General features: G+C 67.1%; 25 protein-coding genes. 13 read left to right on the top strand and 12 right to left on the bottom strand.

Annotation, left to right across the window (positions count from 1 at the left end; all coding sequences use genetic code 11):
• Window positions 1-76 precede the first annotated feature (76 nt).
• The 11 genes from flhD to GPA22_RS08240 all read left to right on the top strand — a co-directional run bounded on the left by flhD (window position 77) and on the right by GPA22_RS08240 (window position 10,206).
• The gene (gene flhD, locus GPA22_RS08290; RefSeq protein ID WP_169255620.1) at window positions 77-391 is read left to right on the top strand and encodes a flagellar transcriptional regulator FlhD; all 315 of its coding nucleotides are present in this window, start codon (window positions 77-79) and stop codon (window positions 389-391) included.
• Between the two features lie 109 nt (window positions 392-500).
• Window positions 501-1,100, top strand: a complete 600-nt coding sequence (gene flhC / locus GPA22_RS08285) for a flagellar transcriptional regulator FlhC (protein ID WP_169255619.1) — start codon at window positions 501-503, stop codon at window positions 1,098-1,100.
• Between the two features lie 153 nt (window positions 1,101-1,253).
• The gene (gene motA / locus GPA22_RS08280) at window positions 1,254-2,108 is read left to right on the top strand and encodes a flagellar motor stator protein MotA (protein WP_169255618.1); all 855 of its coding nucleotides are present in this window, start codon (window positions 1,254-1,256) and stop codon (window positions 2,106-2,108) included.
• A 66-nt stretch (window positions 2,109-2,174) separates the two neighbouring features.
• Window positions 2,175-3,215 (top strand): flagellar motor protein MotB, encoded by a 1,041-nt coding sequence (gene motB, locus GPA22_RS08275; protein WP_169255617.1) that lies wholly within the window; start codon window positions 2,175-2,177, stop codon window positions 3,213-3,215.
• Between the two features lie 108 nt (window positions 3,216-3,323).
• A complete protein-coding gene (locus tag GPA22_RS08270) occupies window positions 3,324-4,187 on the top strand; it encodes a CheR family methyltransferase (protein ID WP_169255643.1) in 864 nt (287 codons plus the stop codon).
• On the top strand, window positions 4,171-4,806 hold the full coding sequence (locus GPA22_RS08265) for a chemotaxis protein CheB (protein ID WP_169255616.1): 636 nt from the start codon (window positions 4,171-4,173) through the stop codon (window positions 4,804-4,806). The genes GPA22_RS08270 and GPA22_RS08265 overlap by 17 nt, the downstream gene beginning before the upstream one ends.
• A gap of 144 nt (window positions 4,807-4,950) precedes the next feature.
• Window positions 4,951-5,919, top strand: a complete 969-nt coding sequence (locus GPA22_RS08260) for a chemotaxis protein (RefSeq protein WP_169255615.1) — start codon at window positions 4,951-4,953, stop codon at window positions 5,917-5,919.
• Window positions 5,920-5,931: 12 nt separating this feature from the next.
• On the top strand, window positions 5,932-6,888 hold the full coding sequence (locus tag GPA22_RS08255) for a chemotaxis protein (RefSeq protein WP_169255614.1): 957 nt from the start codon (window positions 5,932-5,934) through the stop codon (window positions 6,886-6,888).
• 30 nt (window positions 6,889-6,918) lie between these two features.
• On the top strand, window positions 6,919-7,320 hold the full coding sequence (gene cheY, locus GPA22_RS08250) for a chemotaxis response regulator CheY (RefSeq protein WP_169255613.1): 402 nt from the start codon (window positions 6,919-6,921) through the stop codon (window positions 7,318-7,320).
• Between the two features lie 35 nt (window positions 7,321-7,355).
• Complete coding sequence (gene cheZ, locus GPA22_RS08245) at window positions 7,356-8,240, top strand: protein phosphatase CheZ (RefSeq protein WP_169255612.1); 885 nt, start codon at window positions 7,356-7,358, stop codon at window positions 8,238-8,240.
• Window positions 8,241-8,298: 58 nt separating this feature from the next.
• Entirely contained in the window at window positions 8,299-10,206 is a 1,908-nt protein-coding gene (locus GPA22_RS08240; RefSeq protein ID WP_211169008.1) for a chemotaxis protein CheA, read from the top strand.
• 78 nt (window positions 10,207-10,284) lie between these two features.
• Here the strand turns inward: GPA22_RS08240 and tal are convergent, their stop codons facing one another.
• The 12 genes from tal to xseA form a co-directional block, all read right to left on the bottom strand.
• Window positions 10,285-11,361 (bottom strand): transaldolase, encoded by a 1,077-nt coding sequence (tal, locus tag GPA22_RS08235; RefSeq protein WP_169255611.1) that lies wholly within the window; start codon window positions 11,359-11,361, stop codon window positions 10,285-10,287.
• Window positions 11,362-11,473: 112 nt separating this feature from the next.
• Window positions 11,474-12,166 carry a pseudouridine synthase gene (locus tag GPA22_RS08230; RefSeq protein WP_425483957.1) on the bottom strand — a complete coding sequence of 231 codons (693 nt, stop codon included), beginning with the start codon at window positions 12,164-12,166 and terminating at the stop codon, window positions 11,474-11,476.
• Window positions 12,167-12,264: 98 nt separating this feature from the next.
• Window positions 12,265-13,242 (bottom strand): cysteine synthase A, encoded by a 978-nt coding sequence (gene cysK, locus GPA22_RS08225; RefSeq protein ID WP_169255610.1) that lies wholly within the window; start codon window positions 13,240-13,242, stop codon window positions 12,265-12,267.
• Window positions 13,243-13,304: 62 nt separating this feature from the next.
• Complete coding sequence (locus GPA22_RS08220) at window positions 13,305-14,249, bottom strand: CysB family HTH-type transcriptional regulator (protein ID WP_169255609.1); 945 nt, start codon at window positions 14,247-14,249, stop codon at window positions 13,305-13,307.
• Window positions 14,246-15,355 carry a sulfate/molybdate ABC transporter ATP-binding protein gene (locus GPA22_RS08215; protein WP_169255608.1) on the bottom strand — a complete coding sequence of 370 codons (1,110 nt, stop codon included), beginning with the start codon at window positions 15,353-15,355 and terminating at the stop codon, window positions 14,246-14,248. The genes GPA22_RS08220 and GPA22_RS08215 overlap by 4 nt, the downstream gene beginning before the upstream one ends.
• A complete protein-coding gene (gene cysW, locus GPA22_RS08210) occupies window positions 15,352-16,272 on the bottom strand; it encodes a sulfate ABC transporter permease subunit CysW (RefSeq protein ID WP_169255607.1) in 921 nt (306 codons plus the stop codon). The genes GPA22_RS08215 and cysW overlap by 4 nt, the downstream gene beginning before the upstream one ends.
• Entirely contained in the window at window positions 16,272-17,120 is an 849-nt protein-coding gene (cysT, locus tag GPA22_RS08205; RefSeq protein WP_169255606.1) for a sulfate ABC transporter permease subunit CysT, read from the bottom strand. The genes cysW and cysT overlap by 1 nt, the downstream gene beginning before the upstream one ends.
• A gap of 109 nt (window positions 17,121-17,229) precedes the next feature.
• Window positions 17,230-18,459 carry an MFS transporter gene (locus tag GPA22_RS08200; protein WP_169255605.1) on the bottom strand — a complete coding sequence of 410 codons (1,230 nt, stop codon included), beginning with the start codon at window positions 18,457-18,459 and terminating at the stop codon, window positions 17,230-17,232.
• A gap of 136 nt (window positions 18,460-18,595) precedes the next feature.
• A complete protein-coding gene (locus GPA22_RS08195) occupies window positions 18,596-19,279 on the bottom strand; it encodes an RBBP9/YdeN family alpha/beta hydrolase (protein ID WP_169255604.1) in 684 nt (227 codons plus the stop codon).
• 33 nt (window positions 19,280-19,312) lie between these two features.
• Complete coding sequence (locus tag GPA22_RS08190) at window positions 19,313-20,323, bottom strand: sulfate ABC transporter substrate-binding protein (RefSeq protein WP_169255603.1); 1,011 nt, start codon at window positions 20,321-20,323, stop codon at window positions 19,313-19,315.
• Between the two features lie 175 nt (window positions 20,324-20,498).
• A complete protein-coding gene (locus GPA22_RS08185) occupies window positions 20,499-21,086 on the bottom strand; it encodes a superoxide dismutase (RefSeq protein WP_169255602.1) in 588 nt (195 codons plus the stop codon).
• 140 nt (window positions 21,087-21,226) lie between these two features.
• A complete protein-coding gene (gene xseA, locus GPA22_RS08180; RefSeq protein WP_169255601.1) occupies window positions 21,227-22,603 on the bottom strand; it encodes an exodeoxyribonuclease VII large subunit in 1,377 nt (458 codons plus the stop codon).
• Between the two features lie 303 nt (window positions 22,604-22,906).
• On the opposite strand from xseA, the gene GPA22_RS08175 reads away from it, so the two are divergent.
• On the top strand, window positions 22,907-23,515 hold the full coding sequence (locus GPA22_RS08175; RefSeq protein WP_169255600.1) for a MotA/TolQ/ExbB proton channel family protein: 609 nt from the start codon (window positions 22,907-22,909) through the stop codon (window positions 23,513-23,515).
• Window positions 23,516-23,530: 15 nt separating this feature from the next.
• Window positions 23,531-23,950, top strand: coding sequence for an ExbD/TolR family protein (locus tag GPA22_RS08170; RefSeq protein WP_169255599.1), 420 nt, complete (start codon window positions 23,531-23,533; stop codon window positions 23,948-23,950).
• The last annotated feature ends 3 nt before the right edge of the window (window positions 23,951-23,953 follow it).

The following is a 23,953-nucleotide window of genomic DNA, read 5'->3' as shown; positions in this document are numbered from 1 at the left end:
GGTTTCACCGTATGCGCTTGCAATTGCTCACAATTCACTTTAACTTTAAGGCGCTTGTCCCTGATAGGGAGCGGAAATGAAACGTCCTGATTTTCAGGCGGAAATCAAGGAGCTGAATCTCGCGTACCTGATGCTCGCCCAGCAGATGCTGCGCAGCGACCGGGAAACCGCGATGTTCCGCCTCGGCGTCGACAAGGACGTGGCAGACCTCATCGAAGGGCTTTCCAGCGCGAAGCTGGTGAAAATGGCCAGCAGCCAGATGCTGCTGTTCCGGTTCGACGATGCCCTGCTTGCCGGCCTGCTGGCGGGCAAGGGGCGGGACGAGACAAGTTCCAGCCTGCACGCGGCGATTCTCGCAGCGGGCAAGCCGGTGAAGCGGTTGGCGGGATAGCGCCCACGAGGCGCTGGGCGACTGCAGGGGCGAACGGGCGGAGGGGATACCGCCCACCCTGTCGTGCCGCGGCGAAGCGCCCCGGGGTCGGGGCGTCAAGGAGAGCAACATGAAGAACAAGAGCATTATCGAAGAAGCCGAAGACATCCAGCGTGCTGCCGAAATGGTGCGCCTCGGTGCGCGCATGCAGATGCTGGAAGCCGAAACCAGGCTCAGCCGCGAGCGCCTGCTCAAGATCTACAAGGAAATCCGTGGCATGTCCCCCCCGAAGGGCATGCTGCCGTTTTCGACCGACTGGTTCATGACCTGGCAGCCCAACGTGCATGCCTCGCTGTTCATGAACTTCTTCAATTTCTTCCAGCAGCACACCGGCCTCAAGGGGCTGGATGCGATCCTGAAGGCCTACCATCTCTACCTCGACCACATCGAGGCCGAAGTGATCGAGCCGGCGCTGAGCCTGACGCGGGCGTGGACCCTGGTGCGCTTCTTCGACGCCGACCTGCTGCACATGGCCTCCTGCACTACCTGCGGCGGCCACTTCGTTGCGCACGCCTACGACCCGACGCACGAATTCGTGTGCGGCCTGTGCAACATGCCGTCGCGCGCCGGCAAGACCAAGCGTGCCACCGAGGCCGCGCGTGCGACCGGAACGAAACGCGCCGTGACCGCGAAGCGCGGCAAGGCCAAGGCGCTCGCCACCGCCGACTGATCCGCTTCGCGCGTCGTTGCAAGGCCGCCGCAGATGCCGGCGGCCTTTTCATTTCCGCGTTCAAGTTTCGCTCCCGAGTGACGTTAAAATTGCAGTAAATCTTCTGGCGCGCGGCCATGCCGCCGCGCTTCCCGAATCGACGGGGGCTTCCCGGTGTTCCTGATTATTGGTTATCTGATCGTCCTTGCCGCGTCCGTCGGTACATACGCTGTCCATGGCAGCCTGATGGCGCTATGGATGCCGATGGAATATCTCGCTATTCTCGGCCTGATGATCGGCGGCTTCGTCGGCAGCAACGGGCCGAAGGCGCTCAAGGCGGTGCTGGGCGGGATTCCCGGCGTGTTCAAGGGCTCGCCCTACACCAAGGCCCTCTACCTCGATCTCCTCGGACTGCTCTACGAGGTGCTGGCCAAGGTGCGCAAGGAAGGCCTCATGTCGATCGAGAACGACGTCGACAATCCCGACGCCAGCCCGATCTTCAGCAAGTACCCGACCATCATGGCGCATCATCATGCGGTCGAGTTCCTCACCGACTACCTGCGCATGATGGTCGGCGGCAACCTCAATGCCTTCGAGATCGAAGGGCTGATGGACAAGGAAATCGACACGCACCACCAGGAAGCGCATATCGCGCCGCACGTCGTGGCCAAGCTCGGCGACGCGCTGCCGGCCTTCGGTATCGTCGTCGCGGTGATGGGCGTCGTGAACGTGATGGGCTCGGTCGGCCAGCCGCCGGCCGTGCTCGGCAAGATGATCGGCGGTGCGCTGGTCGGCACCTTCCTGGGTATCCTGCTTTCCTACGGTTTCGTGCAGCCGATCGCGAGCCAGCTCGAACAGCGGGTCGAGGAAAGCGGCAAGATGTTCGAATGCATCAAGCTGGTCCTGCTCGCCAGCATGAACGGCTATGCCCCCCAGGTTTCCGTCGAATTCGGACGCAAGGCGCTGTACTCGGGCGAGCGTCCGACCTTCGCCGAGCTCGAGCAGGACATCAAGAGCCGCAAGGGGTGAGGACGCGATGACTCCCGCCGCCACGCAAGCGCCCGGTGCTGACCGGAAGGGGAGGGCGACGCCCCCATGAGCGACGACAGCCAGCAGCCGATCGTCGTCAAGCGCATCAACAAGGTCGCCGCCGCGGCACACGGCGGCGCCTGGAAGATCGCCTACGCCGACTTCGTCACGGCGATGATGGCGTTCTTCCTGCTGATGTGGCTCCTGGGCTCCACCGCGCAAGGCGATCTCGAGGGCATCGCCGATTATTTCCAGAATCCGCTGAAGGTGTCGATGCAAGGCGGATCGGGTTCCGGCGACAGCTCCAGCATCATCCAGGGGGGCGGCGAGGATCTCACCCGTTCGCTTGGCCAGCGCAAGCGCGGTGAAGTCGAGGGACGCCGCTCCATCAACCTCGACGCGGCCAAGGGGCGCGAAGTGTATCGCGTCGAAGGCAAGGACGAAGGCGTCGAGGCCACCCGCGAACGTGCGCGGCTCGAAGACCTGAAGGGGCGCATCGAGGCGCTCGTCGAAGCCGATCCCAAGCTGCGGCCCTTCCGCAACCAGATCCTCCTCGACATCACGTCGGAAGGCCTGCGCATCCAGATCGTGGATGCGCAGAATCGCCCGATGTTCAACACCGCGAGCGACGAACTCCTGCCGCACACGCGCGAGCTGTTGCGCGCGATCGGCCGTGCGCTCAATGACGTCTCCAACCGCTTGAGCCTGTCGGGCCATACCGACGCGGCGCAATACGCCGGCGGCGAACGCGGCTTCTCCAACTGGGAGCTGTCGAGCAACCGCGCCAACGCTTCGCGCCGCGAACTCGTCGCCGGCGGGCTGGAGGCCGGCAAGGTGATCCGCGTCGTGGGGCTGGCCGACATGGCTCCGTTCCGCAAGGACGACCTGTTTCATCCGATGAACCGGCGCATCAGCATCATCGTGATGAACAAGAAGACCGAGGAGGCCGTGCGCAACCAGGCCGGTGCGCTGGATATCGGCTCGGGCTCGCCGCTCGACGGCGAGGCGCTGCGCGAGAACATCGAAAACGGGACCCAGGCCCCGGCGCCGCCGGGCGCGGTGCGCCACCTGCCGCCGGCCCCGGCGCCGGCCGGAAATCCGTCCTGATGCGATGCGCCGCGCAAGGATGTGCCGCGTGGAAACGGCCGGTGAGGCGGGGTGAAGATGCCTTTCGATGATCCCTCTTCGCGCAAGCCCGCGGCGAGCCTCGCGGCGATGGCCGCCGCCGCAGCCGCGTCGGCCATGTCGATGGCCGGCGAGCGCGAATTCGAGCTCACGCCGGCCGACTTCGAACGCATCCGCAAGCTGATCTACGATCACGCGGGAATCGTCCTGTCGCCGGCCAAGCAGGACATGGTGTACAGCCGGCTCGCCCGGCGCCTGCGTGCATGCGGGGACCGCAGCTTCGCGCAGTACATCGGCCGTCTCGAGCGCGACCGCGGCGAATGGGAGGCTTTCGTCAATTCACTGACGACCAACCTCACCTCGTTCTTCCGCGAGGCGCATCATTTCGACATCCTGTCCGAACGCCTGCGCCGCATCGCTGAAAGACGCACGCTGCGCATCTGGTGCAACGCCGCTTCCACGGGCGAGGAGCCGTATTCGCTGGCGATCACGGCCTGTGAGGCCTTCGATACGCTCAACCCTCCCGTCCAGATCGTCGCCAGCGACATCGACACCAGCGTCCTCGCGCACGCCGAGCGCGGCGTCTATCGGGACGATCGGGTCGCGCGCGTGTCGCCGGACCTGCAGCGGCGCTATTTCGAGCGCGGGGCCGGACTGGCGCCGGACGAGGTGCGCGTGCGGCCGGAGCTCAAGCGCCTGCTGACCTTCCGCCGCATCAACCTGCTCGACCCGGTATGGCCGGTGCAGGGGCCGCTGGATGCGATCTTCTGTCGCAACGTCATGATCTATTTCGACAAGACGACGCAGTACGGCATCCTCCGGCGCTTTGCCCCCTTGCTGCGCAAGGACGGCGCCCTGTTTGCCGGCCATTCGGAGAGCTTCCTGCATGCGGGCGACCTGTTCCGCTCGCTGGGGCGGACGGTGTATCAGCGCGTCGATGCAGACAGCCGCTAGACCGTACCCGGCCGGCGGCCGCGTCATCTTCATCGGCGCCTCCACCGGCGGAACCGACGCGATCAAGCAGGTGCTGCTGGGCATGCCGGCGAACGCGCCGCCGATCCTGATCGTCCAGCACATGCCGGAGATGTTCACCGGCGCGTTCGCACGCCGCCTGGACGGACTCTGCGCGCTGCGGGTGAAGGAGGCGGAACATGGCGAGGCGGTCGTGCCCGGCACCGCCTACATCGCGCCGGGCCATTCGCATCTCCTGATCCGGCGTGCCGCGGCGGGCGGGTATGCGTGCGCGCTGTCGCGCGGGGAGCCGGTCAATCGCCACCGCCCCTCGGTGGATGTCCTTTTCGCGGCGGCCGCGGAGCTGGCAGGGCCGGCGGCGGTCGGTGTCCTGCTCACCGGCATGGGCAAGGATGGCGCGCGGGGCTTGCTCGAGATGCGCCAGGCCGGGGCGTGGACCATCGCCCAGGATGCGCGTTCGTGTGTCGTGTACGGGATGCCGCGCGAGGCGGCCGTCATCGGTGCGGCGTGCGAGGTGGTACCGCTCGACGGCATTGCGCAGCAGGTGCTGCGTCAGGTCATGTCCGGGGGCAGCCGCGGTTCACCCGGCTCGCCGCCATAGTGCGAAAATCCGATTCCCGTGCAACGCCGGGCAAATTCTCCGGTGCGGCGCCTCAAGTATTCCAGGGCACTGACGTTATCTTGAGTGAAATCACGGCGCGGGGATGCCGCGCCGGTCATATTGCCGCGAATCGCGGAGAGTGAAATGTCCGAACTGTTCAAGAATATCGAGGCCCGCTCGCGGCTGGCCGGCACGAACAAGCTGGAGATCCTGCTGTTCACGCTCGGCGTCGATCAGCGCACCGGCCGCCGGGAGACCTTCGGCATCAACGTGTTCAAGGTGCGCGAGGTGATGCGCACGCCGGAGATCACCGCGGCGCCGGAAATGCCGTCGTCGGTGCAGGGCATGGTCAGCCTGCGCGGCGTGCTGGTGCCGGTCGTGGATCTGGGCCGCTATGTCGGCGTCGGGGGCGACGCCAGGCGCGACATCATGATCGTGACCGAGTACAACGGCCACACGCAGGGCTTCCTGGTCGAGGCCGTCGATACCATCCTGCGCCTCGACTGGTCGCAGATGCGCGTGCCGCCGGAGATGCTCACCGCCAACATGGGCGGGCTCGTCACCGCGGTCACCGAGCTGAAGGACAACAAGCTGGTGATGATGCTCGACGTCGAGAAGGTGCTGGCGGAGACGACCAGCCAGGACGACCAGTATCTCTTCAAGGGCATCGAGCCGATCGAGGACAGCAGGCACACGGTGTATTTCGCCGACGACTCCTCGGTTGCGCGCCGCCAGATCGAACGCACGCTCGAGGTCCTCGGCGTGCCCTTCGTCGGTGCGGTTAACGGCCGCATGGCGTGGGACGAGCTGCAGAAGGCCGCGCGCTTTGCCGAAGCCACCGGGCGCAAGACCAGTGACGTGGTGAGCCTGGTGCTCACCGATGTCGAGATGCCGGAGATGGACGGCTACATGCTGACCAAGTCGATCAAGTCCGATCCGCGCTTCGCGGGCATCCCGGTGATCATGCATTCGTCGCTGTCGGGCATGTCCAACCAGCAGCTCGGCGCCTCGGTCGGCGTCGACGAGTATGTTCCCAAGTTCGAACCTCAGCGTCTCGCCGAGACGCTGCGCCGTCTGCTCCATCGGGTGGAGCAGCAGTCTCGCGCGTCCTGAGGAATTCCAGTCATGTCCAGTTACCAGCCCGAAGAAAACGGCCTGCTCAACGTCGTCGATGGCCGCACCAGCCTCGCCGGCTCGAACCGCATGGAGATCCTGCTGTTCTCCCTCGGCACCACGGAAACCTTCGGCATCAACGTGTTCAAGGTCCGCGAGGTGTCGGTTGCGCCGTTCATCACGCGCGCGCCCAACATGCCGGCGGGCGTGGAGGGGCTGATCTCGCTGCGCGGCAACGTCATCCCGGTGCTGTCGCTGGCGAAGATCCTCGGTCTCGCGCGCCCCGGCGAACCGCTCGGCGCCTCGATGATGGTCACCGAATACAGCAAGCGCACGCTGGGATTCCTCGTGTCCGGCGTCGATCGCATCATCCGCGTCGAGTGGGACAAGGTGCGCGCGCCGGACAACGTGTCGAGCTCGGTGCATAACTACATCACCGCGATCACCGAACTGCCCGACGGCAAGCTCGTGTCGATCGTGGACGTCGAGACGGTGCTCGCGACCACCTTCGGCGATGCGGTGGTCGGCAACATCACGCCGATCCCGGACGGCCAGAACTACGACGTGTTCTATGTCGACGACTCGGGCGTCGCGCGGCGCAAGATCGCCGAGGTGCTCGACAAGCTCGGGGTCAAGCACAAGCATGCCATCAATGGCCTGGAGGCCTGGACGCGTCTGCAGGGAATGGCCGGCCACGCGCAGCAGACGGGCCGCCCGTTGAGCGACGAACTCGACCTGATCCTCGTCGATGCGGAGATGCCGGAGATGGACGGCTACGTGCTGACGCGCAACATCAAGGCCGACAGCCGCTTCGACGGCATCCCGGTGGTGATGCATTCCTCGCTGTCGTCCGAGGCGAACCGGGCGATGGGAAAGCGGGTCGGCGTGGATGCGTACGTGGCAAAATTCGACGCCGACGCGCTCGCAGACACCCTGCGGCCGCTGCTGACCCGGGGTCATCAAGGCTGACCCGGGCCGCAAGATTACGGAGATACAAGAATGTCCGACCCCAAGATGAAGTTTCTCGTCGTCGACGATTTCTCGACCATGCGCCGCATCGTGCGCAACCTGCTCAAGGAGCTGGGCTTCACGAACGTCGAGGAGGCCGAGGATGGCGCCGTCGCCCTGCAGAAGCTCAACAGCGCGCCGTTCGACTTCGTCGTGACGGACTGGAACATGCCCAACATGGACGGGCTGACGCTGCTGCAGACGATCCGCCAGACCCCGCACCTGCGCCACCTGCCGGTGCTGATGGTGACCGCGGAGGCGAAGAAGGAAAACATCATCGCCGCGGCGCAGGCCGGGGCCAGCGGCTACATCGTCAAGCCGTTCACGGCGGCGACGATGTCGGAAAAGCTGGAAAAGATCTTCGAAAAGATGGGCAAGAAGGCCACCGCCTGACGGGCGGGACGAGGCACGATCAGGGAGGCCGATAAATGGTGAAGAAGTTGAAACAGGACGAACTCGGCGATTCGGACGAGCTGCAGGCCTTGTTCGACAGCATCGCGAACAGCCAGGCGCAGCCTGCGCCTGCCGTGGCGCCCGTCCGTGCCGCGGCGCCGGCGCGCGATTCCGGTGGCGACGATGACGAACTGCAGGCCTTGTTCGATTCCGTCGCGGCGGAGTTCGATGCAGGTTTCGCCGCAACGGAAGCGGCGGAAGCCTCGGGCGCCGACGCGGAAGCGGGCGCGGAGGGGGGCGCGCAGCCCGAGCACAGTTGTGACGCGGTGTTCACGCGGATCGGGCAGATGACACGACAGGTCCATGACACGCTGCGCGAGCTCGGCACCAACGACGGCTTGCAGGATGCGGTGCAGGCCATCCCGGACGCCCGCCAGCGGCTCACCTACATCGCGCAGATGACCGAGCAGGCGGCGAGCCGCGTGCTCAACGCCACCGACATCGCCCAGCCGATCCAGGGGCGGCTCCAGTCGGGTGCCGCCGGCCTGCAGGCGCGCTGGGACAAGCTGTTCGCCAACCAGCTCTCCGTCGAGGAATTCAAGGCCCTGTCGGGCGACACGCGCACCTTCCTGGGTGAGGTTTCCGAGGGCAGCCGGGCGACGAATGCGCAGCTGATGGAAATCATGATGGCGCAGGACTTCCAGGACCTTACCGGGCAGGTGATCAAGAAGGTCGTCGACCTGGCGCAGAAGCTGGAGACCGAGCTGCTGCAGGTGCTGCTGGAGGTGACGCCGGCGGACAAGCGCGGCGAGCGGCACAGCGGCCTGCTGAACGGCCCGGTGGTCAGCGCCGAAGGGCGCGACGACGTGGTCACGACACAGGAACAGGTCGACGACCTGCTCGACAGCCTCGGGTTCTGAGAAGAAGGCGGCGCGGATGCAGGGCATCGCCTGCCGGTAACGACAAAGCGAGAACGTGATGAGTGACTTCGCCGGAATGGAAGATCTCCTTCAGGATTTCCTGATCGAGGCGGGAGACCTGCTCTCCGGGGTCGACAACAAGCTTGTGGATCTGGAGCGCGCGCCCGACGATCGCGGCCTCCTCAATGAAATTTTTCGCGGCTTCCACACGATCAAGGGCGGCGCCGGCTTCCTCAACGCGACCGAGCTGGTCACGCTGTGCCACCTGACCGAGAACCTGTTCGACAACCTGCGCAACGGCGAAATCGCGGTTACGCCGGAGATCATGGATGTGATCCTCGAGGCGACCGGGACGGTGCGCGAGATGTTCGCGAGCCTGGAGCAGGCCATGCAGCCGGGGGCGGCGGACGCGGATTTGATCGCGCGCCTCAGGCAGGCCATTGCCGGCGAGCTGATCGGTGGCGGCGGGGCTGCATCCGAGCCGCCCGCGGTTGCGGCGCCGGCAGGCGCGGCGTCGCGGGGCCAGGCCGGCGGCACCCCCGATTGGGAACTGCTGCACGGCATCGTGACGGGGGTCGCGCGCGTGATCCCGCCCGTGCGCGAAGCGCCGCCGCTGGCGGCCGTCGTGCCTGCTGCTGCGCCGGCGCGGCCGGCCGAGGAGGTCATCCGGAATGCGGTGGGGCGGCGTGCGTCCGACAAGCCCGGTTCGCAAGTCAGCACCGGGCGGCGCGATGGCGAGAAGCAGCGCGACAACTCGATCCGCGTCGACACGACGCGCCTCGACCAGGTGCTCAACCTGTCGGGCGAGATCGGCCTCACCAAGAACCGCCTGAACGCGCTGCGCAGCGACATCCTCTCCGGGCGCAACGACACCGAGACGCTGCACTCGCTGGATCTCGCCGTCAGCCAGCTCGACCTGCTGGTGTCCGACCTGCAGAACGCGGTCATGAAGACGCGCATGCAGCCGATCGGCCGCCTGTTCCAGAAGTATCCGCGCATCGCGCGCGACCTCGCGCGCAACATGGGCAAGGACGTCGAACTGGTGCTCGCGGGTGAGGAAACCGAGATCGACAAGACGATGATCGAGGACCTCGCCGATCCGATCATCCACCTGATCCGCAACGCGGTCGACCACGGCGTCGAGGATGTGGCGGGGCGGGTCGCGAGCGGCAAGCCGGAAAAGTCCATCGTGCGCCTCGAGGCGCGCCAGGAGGGCGATCACATCGTGATCCTCGTCGCCGACGACGGCCGCGGCATGAACGCCGAGCGCCTGCGCGCGAAGGCGGTCGAGAAGGGGCTCATCACCGACGAAGAGTCCAACGCGATGGACGAGCGCCAGAGCTTTAACCTGGTCTTCCTGCCGGGCTTCTCGATGGCGGCGCAGGTGTCGGACGTGTCGGGCCGCGGCGTCGGCATGGACGTCGTGCGCACCAACATCCAGAAGCTCAACGGCAACATCGAGATCCAGTCGCAGCTCGGCAAGGGCACGACCTTCGTGATCAGCCTGCCGCTGACGCTGGCGATCCTGCCGGTGCTGCTGGTGCGTCTGGGCGATCAGCCGTTCGCGGTGCCGCTGTCGATGGTGCGCGAGATCCTGCCGATCGAGGCGAAGGAGGTGCAGGAGGTCGGCGGGCGCGCGACGATGGTCGTGCGCGGCGAGGTCCTGCCGATCCTGCCGCTGGCGGGGCTGCTAGGCTGGCCGCTGGAGCGCGCGCCGTGTTACGGCGTGCTGATGCAGACCGCGGAGATGTCCTTCATCCTCGGCATCGATACGTTCGCCGGCCGCGAGGATGCGGTGATCAAGTCGCTCGACGACTTCCGCCCGAAGGGCGTGGCCGGGGTGACGACGCTGTCGAACGGCCAGATCGTGCTGATCCTCGACATGAAGGAGCTGCTCGGCAGTGCGGGCGACCAGCGCTGGCTGAGCCGCATGACGATGATGGCGAAGCAGGCCGCGACCGCCTGAGCGCCGGCCGGTCCGGCAAACGAAAAGCCCGGCGGGAGGGACGACCTCCGCCGGGCTTTGTCTTGCGTCGCGCGCGCGTCAGGCGGTGAGCTGCAGCAGCTGCGCGAAGGCGTCCTCGAACTGCGCCAGGCCCTCGCGCTGCAGGCGTTCGCCGGCTGCCGTCATGTCGATGCCCAGCGCCGCAAGCGCGTCGAAGGCGGACCGGGCCGCGGCCGCGTCGTCGGCGAGCGTCGCGCCAACCTTGCCGTGGTCGCGCAGCGCCGCGAGGGTCGCGTCGGGCAGGGTATTCACGGTTTCCGCGCCGATCAGCGGCTCGACGTAGAGCAGGTCGCTGTAGGCCGGGTTCTTGGTGCCGGTGCTCGCCCACAGCATGTACTGCGGGCGGGCGCCCAGCGCGCGCAGGTCGGCGAACGCCGCGCCGTGGAAGCGTTCCCGATATTTCTGGTAGGCGAGCTTCGCCATCGCGACGGCGGCCTTGCCGCGCAGCGCCAGCGCGTCGCCGCCGAGTTCGTCGAGCTGCTTGTCGATGAGGGTGTCTACGCGCGACAGGAACAGGCTCGCGACCGACATCACCGCCCGCACGTCGCCGCCCGCCTGACGAAGCCTCTGCAGGCCGCGCAGGTAGGCGTCGGCGACGGCGTCGACATGGGCGAGGGAGAACATCAGCGTCACATTCACGCTCACGCCACGCCCGACCAGCTGTTCGATCGCGTCCAGCCCCGCCGGCGTCGCGGGCACCTTGATCAGCAGGTTGTCGCGCGCGACGGCCTGCTTCAGCCGCACGCCGGCGGCGACCGTGCCGGCGGCGTCGTGCGCGAGGGCGGGCGACACTTCGAGGCTGACGTATCCGGCGTTGCCGCCGCTGCGCTCCCAGGTCGGCCGCAGCAGGTCGCAGGCGCGCTGCACGTCGGGGATCACCAGGCCTTCGTAGCGCGCTTCGGCGTCGAGCGCCTGCTGTCTGAGCGCCGCCAGGTCGTCCTCGTAATAGCGCCCGCCGGCGATGGCCTTGTGGAAGATCGCGGGGTTCGTCGTGACGCCGTCGACGCCGTCCTCGGCGATCATCTTCGCGAGCTGGCCTTCGTTGAGGAGGGTGCGGGAGAGGTTGTCGAGCCAGACTTGCTGGCCCCGGGCGCGGACCTGGAGCAGGGGATTCATGAGCTGGAGCCGGTGTCGTGGTTGTATGGGTGAAAGTCCATTGTGCAACGAATCGGTGACGGCAGAAAGACGCCGGTCACGCGAGGATGTTGCCGGGCGTGTCGGGCGGCTGCTACCTCGCGGCGGCCTGCGTCCAGCCGAGTGCGGCAAGGACGTGCGCGAAGTCGTCCGCCGGCGGCGCGTTCAGATCCAGGGGCGCGCCGGTGTGCGGATGCACGAGCTGCATGCGGGTACAGGCGAGGAGTAGCCGCGAGACGCCGAAGAGCTTGGCGAACAGCCGGTTGTGCCGCCCCTTGCCGAACGTGGCGTCGCCGATGATGGGGTGGGAGATGTGCTTGAGGTGGCGCCGGATCTGGTGGCGACGGCCCGTTTCCGGCGCGAGTTCGACGAGCGCGTAGCGGCTCGTCGGGTAGCGGTCGACCTGGTACGGCAGTTCGGTCGTCGCCAGGCGGTGGAAACGGGTGACGGCGTCCTGCGCGGGGGCATTCGCGGCAGTGTCGGGGCGGCGTTCGGCGTCATCGAAACGGCGTGTCAGCGGATGGTCGATGACGCCTTCGAGCGGTGGGTGGCCGCGCACGACGGCGAGGTAGGTCTTGCGCACCGCCTGCTGCTCGAAGGCGGCGGAGACCAGTGCCGCGGTTTCGCGGTCGAGCGCGAACAGCAGCACGCCCGAGGTGCCCTTGTCGAGCCGATGCACGGGATGCACGTGGCGGCCGATCTGGTCGCGCAGGATCTGCACCGCGAAGCGTTCCTCGTGTACGTCGAGGACCGAGCGGTGCACGAGCAGCCCCGAGGGCTTGTGCACGGCGACGAGGAAATCGTCGCGGTACAGGATGGGCAGGGTTTCGGGCGCACGCGCCGCGGGGGCGGCTGCCCCCGCGTCGTCCGTCCGGATCGCGCTGCTCAAAGCGCCGCGCCGTTCGCGTCGAAAAGGCCTTCGAACAGGATCGAGCTGAGGTAGCGTTCGCCCGAGTCCGGCAGGATCGCGACGATGGTCTTGCCCGCGTTCTCGGGCCGCTTCGCGAGGCGCGCCGCGACCGCCGCGGCGGCGCCGCAGGAGATGCCCGACAGGATGCCTTCCTCGCGTGCCAGGCGGCGCGCGTAGAGGATGGCGTCCTCGTTGCTGACGGTCTCGACCGCGTCGATCAGCGACAGGTCCAGCACCTTGGGGATGAAACCCGCACCGAGGCCCTGGATCTTGTGCGGCGAAGGCTTCAACGGTTCGCCCGCGCGCGTCTGCGTGATCACCGGGCTCGCCGCCGGCTCGACGGCGACGGTCTGGATCGCCTTGCCCTGGGTGTTCTTGATGTAGCGCGACACGCCGGTGATGGTGCCGCCGGTGCCGACGCCCGACACGAGGATGTCGATCTTGCCGTCGGTGTCGTTCCAGATCTCGGGGCCGGTCGTCGCCTCGTGGATCGCTGGGTTCGCGGGGTTGGTGAACTGCTGCAGCAGCACGTACTTGCCCGGATCGGACGCCGCGATCTCCTCCGCCTTCGCGATCGCACCGTTCATGCCCTTGGCGCCTTCGGTCAGGACGAGCTTCGCGCCATAGGCGACGAGCAGCTTGCGCCGTTCGACGCTCATCGTGTCGGGCATCGTCAGAGTGATGGGGATGCCCCGGGCCGCCGCGACGAAGGCCAGCGCGATGCCGGTGTTGCCGCTGGTCGGTTCGACGATCTCCTTGCCGGGGCCGAGCAGGCCGCGCTTCTCGGCGTCCCAGATCATCGCCGCGCCGATGCGGCACTTCACGGAATACGCGGGATTGCGGCCCTCGATCTTGCCCAGCACGATCGCGGGGGCGCCGTCGGTGATGCGATTCAGTTTCACCAGCGGCGTCTTGCCGATGGATTCGGCGTTATCAGAGTACCAATTCGACATTTTTCTGAGCTCCATGGTGCGGAAACTGGAGAATAGCAGGCGCTGCCTGCCGGCGTGCTGCTTCATTCCTCGGCGTGGCCATTGCCCGCCGGGGCGATGCTGTTGCGCACGGCTGCCTCGCCGAGCGTCGGCGAGCACATCTCGATGAAGCGGTAGGCGAAGCCGCGCAGGTAGTGGCCGCGGCGCACCGCGATGCGGGTCGTGTTCGCGGGGAAGAGGTGGCTGCTGTCGAGCTGGCGCAATTCGCCTTCGCGGCCGGGCTGGAAGGCCATCGATGCGACGATGCCGACACCCAGTCCGAGTTCGACGTAGGTCTTGATGACATCCGCGTCCATCGCCGACATCGCGACGTCCGGCGCGAGGCCTCCGGCAGCGAACGCGCGGTCGATCATGGAGCGTCCGGTGAACCCTTCGTGGTAGGTGATCAGGGGGTATTCGGCGATCGCCTCCAGCGTCAGCGGCGGTGCCGACTCCAGTGGATGGCCGGCCGGCACGATCACGGAGTGGTGCCACGAGTAGTAGGGGAAGGAGGCGAGTTCGGCGACGTCCGCGAGCGCTTCGGTCGCGATGCCGATGTCGGCCTGGCTGTCGAGCAGCATCGACACGATCTCCTCGGGGCTGCCCTGGTGCAGCTTGAGATGCACCTTCGGGAAGGCTTTCTTGAACTCGGTCACGACCCTGGGCAGTGCGTAACGCGCCTGCGTGTGCGTGGTCACGACCGTCAGGCGGCCTTCCTCGCGGTTGCTGTACTGCTCGGCGAGACGCTTGATGTTGCCGGCATCGAGCAGCATGCGCTCGACCATCACGACGAGTTCCTTGCCTGGGTCGGTGAGGCCGAGCAGGCGCTTGCCCTTGCGCACGAAGAGCTCGACGCCGAGTTCGTCCTCGAGGTCCTTGATGTGCTTGGAGACGCCCGACTGCGACGTGAACAGCGCGTTGGCGACTTCGGTGAGGTTGAAATTGCGCCGCACCGTTTCGCGGATGATGCGCAGCTGCTGGAAATTCATGCGCTTGCTCCCGTGGTGCCGTTGCGCTCGAAGACCTTCAGGCGCGAGGGTAGCAGGCGCACGCGCTGGCCTTCGGCGAGATTCAGTTCGGCGACGCGCTGCTGCGTCAGTTCGACTTCGAAATGCTGGCCGCTGCTCTTGCCACCGAGGCCGTTCAGCCCGTCGAGCTCGATGCGGGCGGTGACGCCGAAGGCCAGGATGCGCGCGATGCGTGCGCCGACGCCGATCTCGCCGGCGTCGCCCTGCTCATCCGGCACGAGATCGAGTTCGTGCGGACGGGCGAAGGCGATGACTTCGGCGCCGGCGTCGAACTCCTGCGACGCGTGCGGCAGCACGTCGTCACCGACGCGCAGGGCGCTGCCATCGACGCGGCCATGGAAGAAGTTCACCGCGCCGAGGAAGCCATACACGAAGGGGGTCGCGGGGTGACGGTAGACCTCTTCGGGCGTGCCGGTCTGCTCGACATGGCCGTGGTCCATCAGCACGACGCGATCGGCGACCTCCAGCGCCTCTTCCTGGTCGTGCGTGACGAAGATCGAGGTGATGTGCAACTCGTCGTGCAGTTTCCGCAGCCAGCGGCGCAGCTCCTTGCGCACCTTGGCGTCGAGTGCGCCGAAGGGCTCGTCGAGGAGCAGCACGCGCGGTTCCACCGCGAGCGCGCGGGCGAGCGCGATGCGCTGGCGCTGGCCGCCCGAGAGTTGCGTCGGGAAGCGGTCGGCGAGCCAGTCGAGCTGCACCAGCGCGAGCAGCTCATGCACCTTGTCGCGGATCTGCCGCTCCGACGGGCGCTCGCCGCGCGGCTTCATGCGCATGCCGAAGGCGACGTTGTCGAACACGCTCATGTGGCGGAACAGCGCGTAGTGCTGGAACACGAAGCCGACCTGGCGCTCGCGCACATGGGTACCGGAGGCGTCCTCGCCGTCGAGCAGCACCTGTCCGGCGTCGGCCTGTTCGAGCCCGGCGATGATGCGCAGCAGCGTCGTCTTGCCGCAGCCCGAGGGGCCGAGCAGGGCGACGAGTTCGCCGGTGGGGAAGTCGAGCGAGACGTCGTCGAGCGCGACGAAATCGCCGAAGGCCTTGCGGATGTTTCGGACCTGGATACTCATGATGCGGCGTCCTGTTGGGCTTTGCTGGATGGGGTCCCGCTGCCGGCGCGATGCTCGACCCAGGTCTTGACCGTGAGGGTCACGAGCGCGAGCAGCGCCAGCAGGGAGGCCACCGCGAACGCGGCGGCGAACTGGTACTCGTTGTAGAGGATCTCGACGTGCAGCGGCAGCGTGTTGGTCTGGCCGCGGATGTGGCCGGAAACGACCGACACCGCGCCGAACTCGCCCATCGCGCGGGCATTGCACAGGATCACGCCGTAGAGCAGGCCCCACTTGATGTTGGGCAGCGTCACGTGCCGGAAGGTCTGCCAGCCGCTGGCGCCCAGCACGAGCGCCGCTTCCTCCTCCTCGCGGCCCTGCGCCTGCATCAGCGGGATCAGCTCGCGCGCGACGAAGGGGAAGGTCACGAACACCGTCGCAAGCACGATGCCCGGCACCGCGAAGATGATCCTGATGTCGTGTTCCGCGAGCCACGGTCCGAGCCAGCCCTGTGCGCCGAAGATCAGCACGTAGATGAGGCCGGCGATCACCGGCGACACCGAGAAGGGCAGGTCGATCAGCGTGATGAGGAAATGCTTGCCGCGGAATTCGAACTTGGCGATCGCCCACGCCGCGGCGACGCCGAACACGAGGTTGAGCGGCACAGCGATCGCTGCGGCGGTGAGCGTCAGACCGATCGCCGACAGCGCGTCGTCGTGCGCGAGCGCGCTCCAGTAGGTCTCCCAGCCCTTGCGCAGCGCCTCGACGAACACCGCGACGAGCGGCAGCAGCAGGAACACCGCGAAGAACGCGAGCGAGATGCCGAGGATCAGCCACTTCACCCACGGTGCCTCGCGCGTCGCGGCCTGCGCCTCGAAGCGGGTGGCGGCGTCGGCCCGCGCGGCGCCGGTCCAGGCGAGTGTCGTTGCGGCGGCCATCAGCGGTCCCTCCCGGTACCGGTTTTGCCGGATGAGGCGGTCCACGCCTGCAGGCTGTTGATGAGCAGCAGCAGCGCGAACGACACCACCAGCATCACGACCGCGATCGCGGTGGCACCGGTGTAGTCGTATTGTTCGAGCTTGGTGATGATCATCAGCGGCGTGATCTCGGACACCATCGGGATGTTGCCGGCGATGAAGATGACCGAGCCATACTCGCCGACCGCGCGCGCGAAGGCCAGCGCGAAGCCGGTCAGCAGTGCCGGGAGCAGAACCGGCAGGATCACGTGGCGGAAAGTCTGCCAGCGGTGCGCGCCGAGGCTCGCGGCGGCCTCTTCCAGTTCGGTATCGAGGTCTTCGAGGATGGGCTGCACGGTGCGCACGACGAAGGGCAGGCCGATGAAGACCAGCGCGATGAGCACGCCCAGCGGCCTGAACGCGACCTGGATGCCCTGCGGTTCGAGGTATTGCCCGAGCCAGCCGTTTTTTGCGTAGAGGGCGGTGAGCGCGATGCCGGCGACGGCCGTGGGGAGCGCGAAGGGAAGGTCGATCAGCGCGTCGATCAGGTGCTTGCCCGGAAATGCGTAGCGCACCAGCGCCCAGGCGAGCATCAGGCCGAACACCGCATTGATCGCGGCAGCGGCGAGCGACATGCCGAAGGAGAGCTTGTAGGTGGCGACGACGCGCGGGGCGCTGACCACTGTCCAGAACTCCGCGAGGCTGAGGGTCGCAGTCTTGAGGAACACGGCGCCGAGCGGCAGCAGCACGATCAGCGAGAGGTAGGCGAGGGTGTAGCCGAGCGTGAGGCGAAAGCCCGGCAGCACCCGGAAAGTCCGGCTGGCGCTCATTCGGCGCTCCATATGCATTTGTTGAATGAAGTCTATGCGGGCCTCCTTGTTCCCGTTAAATAATAAAAAACGGGCTGGTTATTCGAAATCCTGCTAAAGCAAAGGGGCATCAGGCCCGAGCGGGTTCCCGTACCAGATGATCGCGCCGGGCAAGACCGGGAAAGAGCCGTATCCACGCAGCGGCCACCAGCAGGGTGCCGACGCCGCCGAGCACGACGGACATAACCGGGCCGAACCATGCCGCGGTGGCGCCGGACTCGAATTCGCCCAGCTGGTTCGACGCGCCGATGAAGATCGAATTGACGGCGGACACGCGGCCGCGGATCTCGTCGGGCGTGTCCAGCTGCACCAGCGACTGGCGGATGACGACGCTGATGTTGTCCGCTGCGCCGGTGACGGCCAGGGCCGCCAGCGAGAGGCCAAAGTGGCTGGAAAGACCGAACACCATCGTCGCCAACCCGAAAACGGCCACGGAGGCGAGCAATAGCGGGCCCGAACGGCGGCGGATCGGCCAGCGCAACAGCACGAGCGAGATGGCCAGGGCACCCGCGGCCGGGGCGGCCCGCAGCAGGCCGAGGCCTTCCGGCCCGGTATGCAGGATGTCGCGCGCGAACATGGGCAGCAGCGCGGTGGCGCCACCCAGCAGCACGGCGAAGAGGTCGAGGGAGATGGCGCCGAGGAGGGGCTTGTTGCGCCACAGGAAAGTCACCCCGGCGAGGGCCGACTCGAGCGTGATGCCGCCGGTGGCCGGTTGGTGGTCGTAACGGACCGCCGCCATCAGGGCGCAGGCCAGCACCAGCAGCGCGGTGCTGGCGACATACACGTGCGCGGCGCCGGCGACGTAGAGCGCGCCCCCGAGGGCCGGGCCCGCGATGATGGCCGTCTGCATGCCGCTTGCGGCGAGGGCGATCGCCTGGCTCAGGAGTCCCGGCGGGACCAGCAAGGGGATGATGGCCTGCTGGGCGGGCATCTGGAAGGCGCGTGCGACGCCCAGCGCCACCGAAATACCCAGGATCAGCTCGCGGCTGGCGAATCCCTGCATCGTGGCGGTCAGCAACAGGACCGCGACCATCGCCTGCAGCAGCATGCAGGCGGCAAAGATGCGGTTGCGCCGAAGCCGGTCGGCCACGTGGCCCGCCGGCAGGGTCAGGAGCAGTGCCGGCACGAACTGGAACAGGCCCACCAGGCCGAGGTCCCAGGCGCTTCCGGTCAGGTCGTACATCTGCCAGCCGACGGCCACCATGAGCATCTGGTTGGCGATCGTGCCGACAACGCGCGCGATCCAGAACTTGATGAAGCGGGGGTGGCCGAAGAGGTGGCGCAGGCTGGGGAACTGCATGGGAAAAGGAAGTTCGCGATGGGGCGAAAATTCTACCGCCTTGTCGCAACGCCACGCTGTCATCGCGCATCACGTCCTTCGTGCGGGCCTGCGCCCCCAGCCGCCAAGGCGGTCGTCACAGGACGCGGAAGGGAGCTCAGGCCGGGTCGGTCGGCTGGAAGTCGAGCGACACGCGCGTCCGATGCCTTAACCGCGCCAGCGCGCTGCGACGCCCCCGGTGCGAAGGCCTGTCTGCGCCGATCGCGCCGAGGGGCAGATCCTCATGCGCCTGCTGCATGCCCTGCAGCAATTCCAGGCAATAGGGCCAGGCGCCGAAACCCGATTCGATGTTGATGTGCCCGGCCGCGCCGACGTTGATGAAGCGGCTGCCCCAGCGATCCGCCCAATACGCCGCAACGGTCAGGCGCACCCAGGGATCGTTGGTGCTCGCGAGCACCGCGCAGGGAAAGCCCAGTTGCTCCCGGGGCAGCCACGCCCCCAGCTCCTCCGCCGGCCCGGCGTGCTCGTCGTACAACCCGAGCGGACCGAAGCGCGCCGGATCGGCGGGCGCGACGAGCAGGGCGCCGGCCACCCGTTCCGGCCGGTCGGCCGCCGCAACCACGCTCGCGAGACAACCGAAGCTGTGCGCAACGATCCACACTGCGTGCGGCGCCTCGTCGATCTCGCGCCGCACCGCGGCTGCCCAGCGGGCCAGCACCGGCGCCTCCCAGTCGATGCCGCGCACGCGCCGTGCATCGGCAAGCTGCGCCTGCAGCCAGCTCTGCCAATGCTGGGGCCCGCTGCCGTGAAAGCCCGGAACGATCAGCGTCGTGTGTCGCATCGCACTCCTCCCGAGGTATCCGTCGAGCCGCGACTACTTCGTGAAGATCTGGTCGAACACGCCGCCGTCGTCGAAGTGCGCCTTCTGCGTCTTCGCCCACCCGCCGAAAAGGCCGTCGATCGTGAAGGTCTTCACCTTGGGAAAGCGCGCCACGTCCGTCGGATCGGCCAGTTCCGGCTTCGCCGGACGGCAGTAGTGCCTGGCCGCGATCTTCTGCCCGGCCGGCGAATACAGGTAATCGAGGTAAGCCTTGGCGACCTCGGCGGTGCCGCGCTTGGTCGCGACGGCATCCACCACGGTCACCGGCGGTTCGGCGACGATCGTCACCGACGGCACGACGACCTCGAACTTGTCCGGGCCGAGCTCATTCACCGACAGGAAGGCCTCGTTCTCCCACGCCAGCAGCACGTCGCCGATGCCGCGCTGCACGAACGTGTTCGTCGCCCCGCGCGCGCCCGAATCGAGCACCGGCACGTGCTTGAACAGGTCGGTGATGAACGCCTTGGCCTTCGCCTCGTTGCCGCCCGGCTGCTGCAGCGCGTAGCCCCAGGCCGCGAGGTAGTTCCAGCGCGCCCCGCCCGAAGTCTTCGGGTTGGGCGTGATCACCTCGACGCCCGGCTTCACGAGGTCGCCCCAGTCCTTGATGCCCTTCGGGTTGCCCTTGCGCACCAGGAACACGATCGTCGAGGTGTAGGGCGAGCTGTTGTTTGCGAGGCGTTTCTGCCAGTCGGCCGGAAACTTGCCCGTCTTCGCGGCGATCGCGTCGACATCGTAGGCCAGCGCCAGCGTCACGACGTCCGCCTCCAGGCCGTCGATCACCGCGCGCGCCTGCTTGCCCGAGCCGCCGTGCGACTGCTTGATGGTTACGTCCTGACCGGTCTTGTCCTTCCAGTACTTCGCGAACTGCGGGTTGAAATCCTGGTAGAGCTCGCGCGTCGGGTCGTAGGACACGTTGAGCAGGGTTGTTTCGGCATGCGCCGCGCCGGCGAAGCTGGCGGCGAAGGTGAAGGCGAGCAGGCTGCCGCGGATCAGGCTGGAACTCATGATGATTTTCTCCCTGGGGTGCAATTCGATGGAGAAAATCTACCGGTCCTCGCTTATTACCTGAACGAAGAAAAACTGGAATGTATATTCCAAAACGACGTGGCCTCCACCCGTCGGAGGGAGGAGGCCACGCACTCGGCCCGCGACGGGCCGATCAGGCAGATGACGGTGCGGATCAGCCGGCGAAGTTCTTCGCGGCGAAATCCCAGTTCGCGAGGCTGCTCAGGAAGGCCGCGACGAAGTCCGGGCGACGGTTGCGGTAGTCGATGTAGTAGGCGTGTTCCCACACGTCGATACAGAGCAGTGCCTTGTCGCCGGTCGTCAGAGGGGTGCCGGCGGCGCCCATGTTGACGATGTCGACGCTACCGTCGGCCTTCTTCACCAGCCAGGTCCAGCCGGACCCGAAGTTGCCCACGGCCGAGGTCGTGAAGGCCTTCTTGAAGTCCTCGAACGAACCCCACTTGGCCTTGATCGCATCGGCCAGCGCGCCCGTCGGCTCGCCGCCGCCGTTCGGCTTCATGCCGTTCCAGAAGAAGGTGTGGTTCCACACCTGGGCGGAGTTGTTATACACGCCGCCGGCCGGGGCCTTCTTCACGATCGACTCGAGGTCGAGGTTCTCGTACTCGGTGCCCTTGATCAGGTTGTTCAGGTTGGTGACATAGGCCTGGTGGTGCTTGCCATAGTGGAACTCCATGGTCTCGGCCGAGATGTGCGGAGCCAGGGCGTCCTTGGCGTAGGGCAGGGGGGGCAGGGTATGTTCCATTTGTTCTCCTTCCTGTTCGGTTTCAGGGTTGTCGGGGGTTAAAGCCTGACTATTCTAGTCGGGTTTTGCGTGCGCTTGCAAACCTGCGGACACGAAGCCTGCCGCGGGCCGGCCCCGATGCGGGGGCGGAGTCTCGCTCGTCATGCTTCTGTGCTATTCACGATAGCACGCAACCGGCCGATTGCGAGCTCCACCGAAACTTCGCCGCCGATCGTCGCGTCGCCCGCGGCGCGCAGGATGCGGCCGTCCGCGTCGCGCGTGATGCTGTAACCGCGCGCGAGCACCGCCTGCGGCGCGAGGTGCTGCAGATGGGCGGCGATCGTCGCCAGCCGCTCGGCCCGGCGCTGCACGATCTGCTCCCCTGCCTGCGCCAGCCGCCGCCCGGCACGCACGCACCGCTCCATCTCGCGTTGCAGATCCGGCCGGCGCGCAACGAGGCGTAGCCGGAGGACCTGTTGAGATGCGCGCAGCCGTTCGAGCCGCCGCGACATCGCTGCATGCAGGCGTACGCCGAGGCGCTCGCTGCGCTCGCGTGCGAGCCCCAGCCGCTCGCGCGGATGCACCAGCCGCAGCGCCGCGCGGTCAAGGCGCTGCGCAAGCCCGTGCACGCGCCGATCCATGCCGGCCGAGAGGCTGCGACCGATCTCGCCGAGCCGTGCGCGGGCCGCGTGATAGCCGGCACTGGCGAGTTCAGCCGCTCCGGTCGGCGTCGCCGCGCGCACGTCGGCGGCGAAATCGGCGATCGTGAAGTCCGTTTCATGGCCGACGCCGCTCACCACGGGCACCGGGCAGGCGCGGATCGCGCGCGCCAGCGACTCGTCGTTGAAGGCCCACAGGTCCTCGATGCTGCCGCCGCCGCGCACCACCAGCAGCAGGTCGATGCCGTCCGCCGCGGCGCGGGCATCCGCGCTCCGCACGGCGTCGGCGAGCCGGGCACCGGCATCCGCGCCCTGCACCGGAGCCGGATACAGCACGACTTCCAGGTGCGGTGCGCGCCGCTGCAAGGTCGCCAGTACATCCTTCCACGCGGCGGCGGCAGGGGAGGTCACGACGCCGAGGCGGCGCGGATAATGCGGCAACGCGCGCTTGGCCGCCGGATCGAAGAGCCCCTCCGTCGCGAGCTTCTCCTTCAGGCGCAGGAAGGCTTCGAACAGGTCGCCCTGTCCCGTCTGCCGCAGGGCCTCCACGTTGAGCTGGAAGTCGCCCCGCGCCTCGTACAGCGTCACGAGCGCGCGCGCGTCCACGCGCATGCCGTTCTCCGGGCGAAACGGCAGCAACTGGGAGCGATTGCGCCACATCGTGCAGCGAACCTGCGCCTGCGAATCCTTCAGCGTGAAATACAGGTGGCCCGACGGCGCGCGCGTGAGGTTGGAGATTTCGCCGCTCACCCACAGCAGCGGGATGCGTGATTCGAGCGCTTCGCGCGCCATCCGGTTGAGTTCCGAGACGCTGATGGCACGGCCCGCGCCGCGGGGGGCGCCGGAATCGTCGTAGGGGAGGGACGTGGAGTTCTGCATGGGGCGGATTGTAGCGGAATCCACAAGCAGACCGTTCTGTCAACGGTGTCTTAGTGAAATCCACAATCAGATGAGCGAATTTTTAAGTATCTGTTTTTAAACAATAAAAGTGTTGCACAATTTTTCAGCGGAGCAAGGAAACACTTGTCGGGACAGCGATTTGGCGCGTAATTCCCGAAAAATCCACAAACTTATCCACAGGTTTTGTGGATTCTTGCTGCTGCCATGACAAACGCGTGCGCCTTGCCCTGTCCGCGAGTCGAGTTTAGAGTTCTTTTTTTTCGCAATTCCGGAGTTCCTTGCGTGTTCGCGCTCATCCAGTCCGCGGGCTGGCCCGTCTGGCCCCTCCTGCTGGTTTCCATTGTCGCCGTCGCCCTGATCATCGAACGCGGCGTGACCCTGCGCCGCTCGCGCATCGTGCCGGACGGCCTGCTCGACAAGGTGCTCGCCGACCTGCGCCAGAAGGGCGCCTCGAACGAGATGGCCAACCATGTCGCCGCCCATTCCCCGCTCGGCCGCGTCCTCGCCGCGGGGCTGCGCAACGTCGGCAGCACGCGCGAGGTCATGAAGGAGTCGATCGAAGAGACCGGGCGCGCCGTCGCCCACGAGCTCGAGCGTTTCCTCAACACGCTCGGCACCATCGCGTCGATCGCCCCGCTGATGGGCCTGTTCGGCACCATCGTCGGCATGATCGACATCTTCGCCGCCCAGGGCGCCGCCACGACCAACCCGCAACAGCTCGCGCAGGGCATCTCCACGGCCCTCTACGCCACCGGCCTGGGCCTGATCATCGCGATCCCGTCGATCATCTTCTGGCGCCACTACCGCGCCGCGGTCGACGGTTTCGTCGTCGACATGGAGCAGCAGGCGATCAAGCTGGTCGAGGTCGTCCACGGCGAGCGTCGCCACTGAGCTGGAATGCAGCGGATGAATTTTCAGCGCGGACGCAAGCACGAAGCCCCGGACATCAATCTGATTCCACTGATCGATGTCCTGCTGGTGCTCATCATCTTCCTGGTCCTGACGACGACCTATTCCAAGGTCTCGGGGCTGGAGATCAATCTCCCGACCGCGGAAACCCCGTCCGCGGAAGTGACGCCGAACGAGATCGTCGTCGCGGTGAGTGCGGCCGGCGACGTGCTGGTCAATCGCCAGCCGGTCGGCGACAAGGACATCAACGCCATCGCTGCGGCGCTCGGCAAGGCAGTGCCTTCGGGCGGCAAGGAGCCGGTCGTCGTCATCACCGCCGACGCCAAGGCCGCGCACCAGCGCGTCATCGACGTGATGCAGGCGGCGCAGCGCGCGGGCCTGCCGCACATCACCTTCGCCACCCAGTCCGCCCCGTGAGGC

This window comes from Aromatoleum toluvorans, assembly GCF_012910905.1.
GTDB classification, from domain to species: Bacteria; Pseudomonadota; Gammaproteobacteria; order Burkholderiales; family Rhodocyclaceae; genus Aromatoleum; species Aromatoleum toluvorans.
This window is presented reverse-complemented; position numbering and strand designations above follow the sequence as displayed.

Bases quoted from the DNA above. Each gene is read 5' to 3' on its own strand.
- GPA22_RS08185 (WP_169255602.1), bottom strand. From the start codon at position 21,086: ATGGAACATACCCTGCCCCCCCTGCCCTACGCCAAGGACGCCCTGGCT.
- GPA22_RS08220 (WP_169255609.1), bottom strand. From the start codon at position 14,249: ATGAATTTCCAGCAGCTGCGCATCATCCGCGAAACGGTGCGGCGCAAT.
- GPA22_RS08260 (WP_169255615.1), top strand. From the start codon at position 4,951: ATGTCCGAACTGTTCAAGAATATCGAGGCCCGCTCGCGGCTGGCCGGC.
- cheZ (WP_169255612.1), top strand. From the start codon at position 7,356: ATGGTGAAGAAGTTGAAACAGGACGAACTCGGCGATTCGGACGAGCTG.
- GPA22_RS08195 (WP_169255604.1), bottom strand. From the start codon at position 19,279: ATGCGACACACGACGCTGATCGTTCCGGGCTTTCACGGCAGCGGGCCC.
- GPA22_RS08240 (WP_211169008.1), top strand. From the start codon at position 8,299: ATGAGTGACTTCGCCGGAATGGAAGATCTCCTTCAGGATTTCCTGATC.
- motB (WP_169255617.1), top strand. From the start codon at position 2,175: ATGAGCGACGACAGCCAGCAGCCGATCGTCGTCAAGCGCATCAACAAG.
- GPA22_RS08200 (WP_169255605.1), bottom strand. From the start codon at position 18,459: ATGCAGTTCCCCAGCCTGCGCCACCTCTTCGGCCACCCCCGCTTCATC.
- GPA22_RS08190 (WP_169255603.1), bottom strand. From the start codon at position 20,323: ATGAGTTCCAGCCTGATCCGCGGCAGCCTGCTCGCCTTCACCTTCGCC.
- cysT (WP_169255606.1), bottom strand. From the start codon at position 17,120: ATGAGCGCCAGCCGGACTTTCCGGGTGCTGCCGGGCTTTCGCCTCACG.
- GPA22_RS08270 (WP_169255643.1), top strand. From the start codon at position 3,324: ATGGCCGCCGCCGCAGCCGCGTCGGCCATGTCGATGGCCGGCGAGCGC.
- cysK (WP_169255610.1), bottom strand. From the start codon at position 13,242: ATGTCGAATTGGTACTCTGATAACGCCGAATCCATCGGCAAGACGCCG.
- GPA22_RS08215 (WP_169255608.1), bottom strand. From the start codon at position 15,355: ATGAGTATCCAGGTCCGAAACATCCGCAAGGCCTTCGGCGATTTCGTC.
- flhC (WP_169255619.1), top strand. From the start codon at position 501: ATGAAGAACAAGAGCATTATCGAAGAAGCCGAAGACATCCAGCGTGCT.
- GPA22_RS08255 (WP_169255614.1), top strand. From the start codon at position 5,932: ATGTCCAGTTACCAGCCCGAAGAAAACGGCCTGCTCAACGTCGTCGAT.
- cheY (WP_169255613.1), top strand. From the start codon at position 6,919: ATGTCCGACCCCAAGATGAAGTTTCTCGTCGTCGACGATTTCTCGACC.
- xseA (WP_169255601.1), bottom strand. From the start codon at position 22,603: ATGCAGAACTCCACGTCCCTCCCCTACGACGATTCCGGCGCCCCCCGC.
- flhD (WP_169255620.1), top strand. From the start codon at position 77: ATGAAACGTCCTGATTTTCAGGCGGAAATCAAGGAGCTGAATCTCGCG.
- GPA22_RS08265 (WP_169255616.1), top strand. From the start codon at position 4,171: ATGCAGACAGCCGCTAGACCGTACCCGGCCGGCGGCCGCGTCATCTTC.
- cysW (WP_169255607.1), bottom strand. From the start codon at position 16,272: ATGGCCGCCGCAACGACACTCGCCTGGACCGGCGCCGCGCGGGCCGAC.
- tal (WP_169255611.1), bottom strand. From the start codon at position 11,361: ATGAATCCCCTGCTCCAGGTCCGCGCCCGGGGCCAGCAAGTCTGGCTC.
- GPA22_RS08170 (WP_169255599.1), top strand. From the start codon at position 23,531: ATGAATTTTCAGCGCGGACGCAAGCACGAAGCCCCGGACATCAATCTG.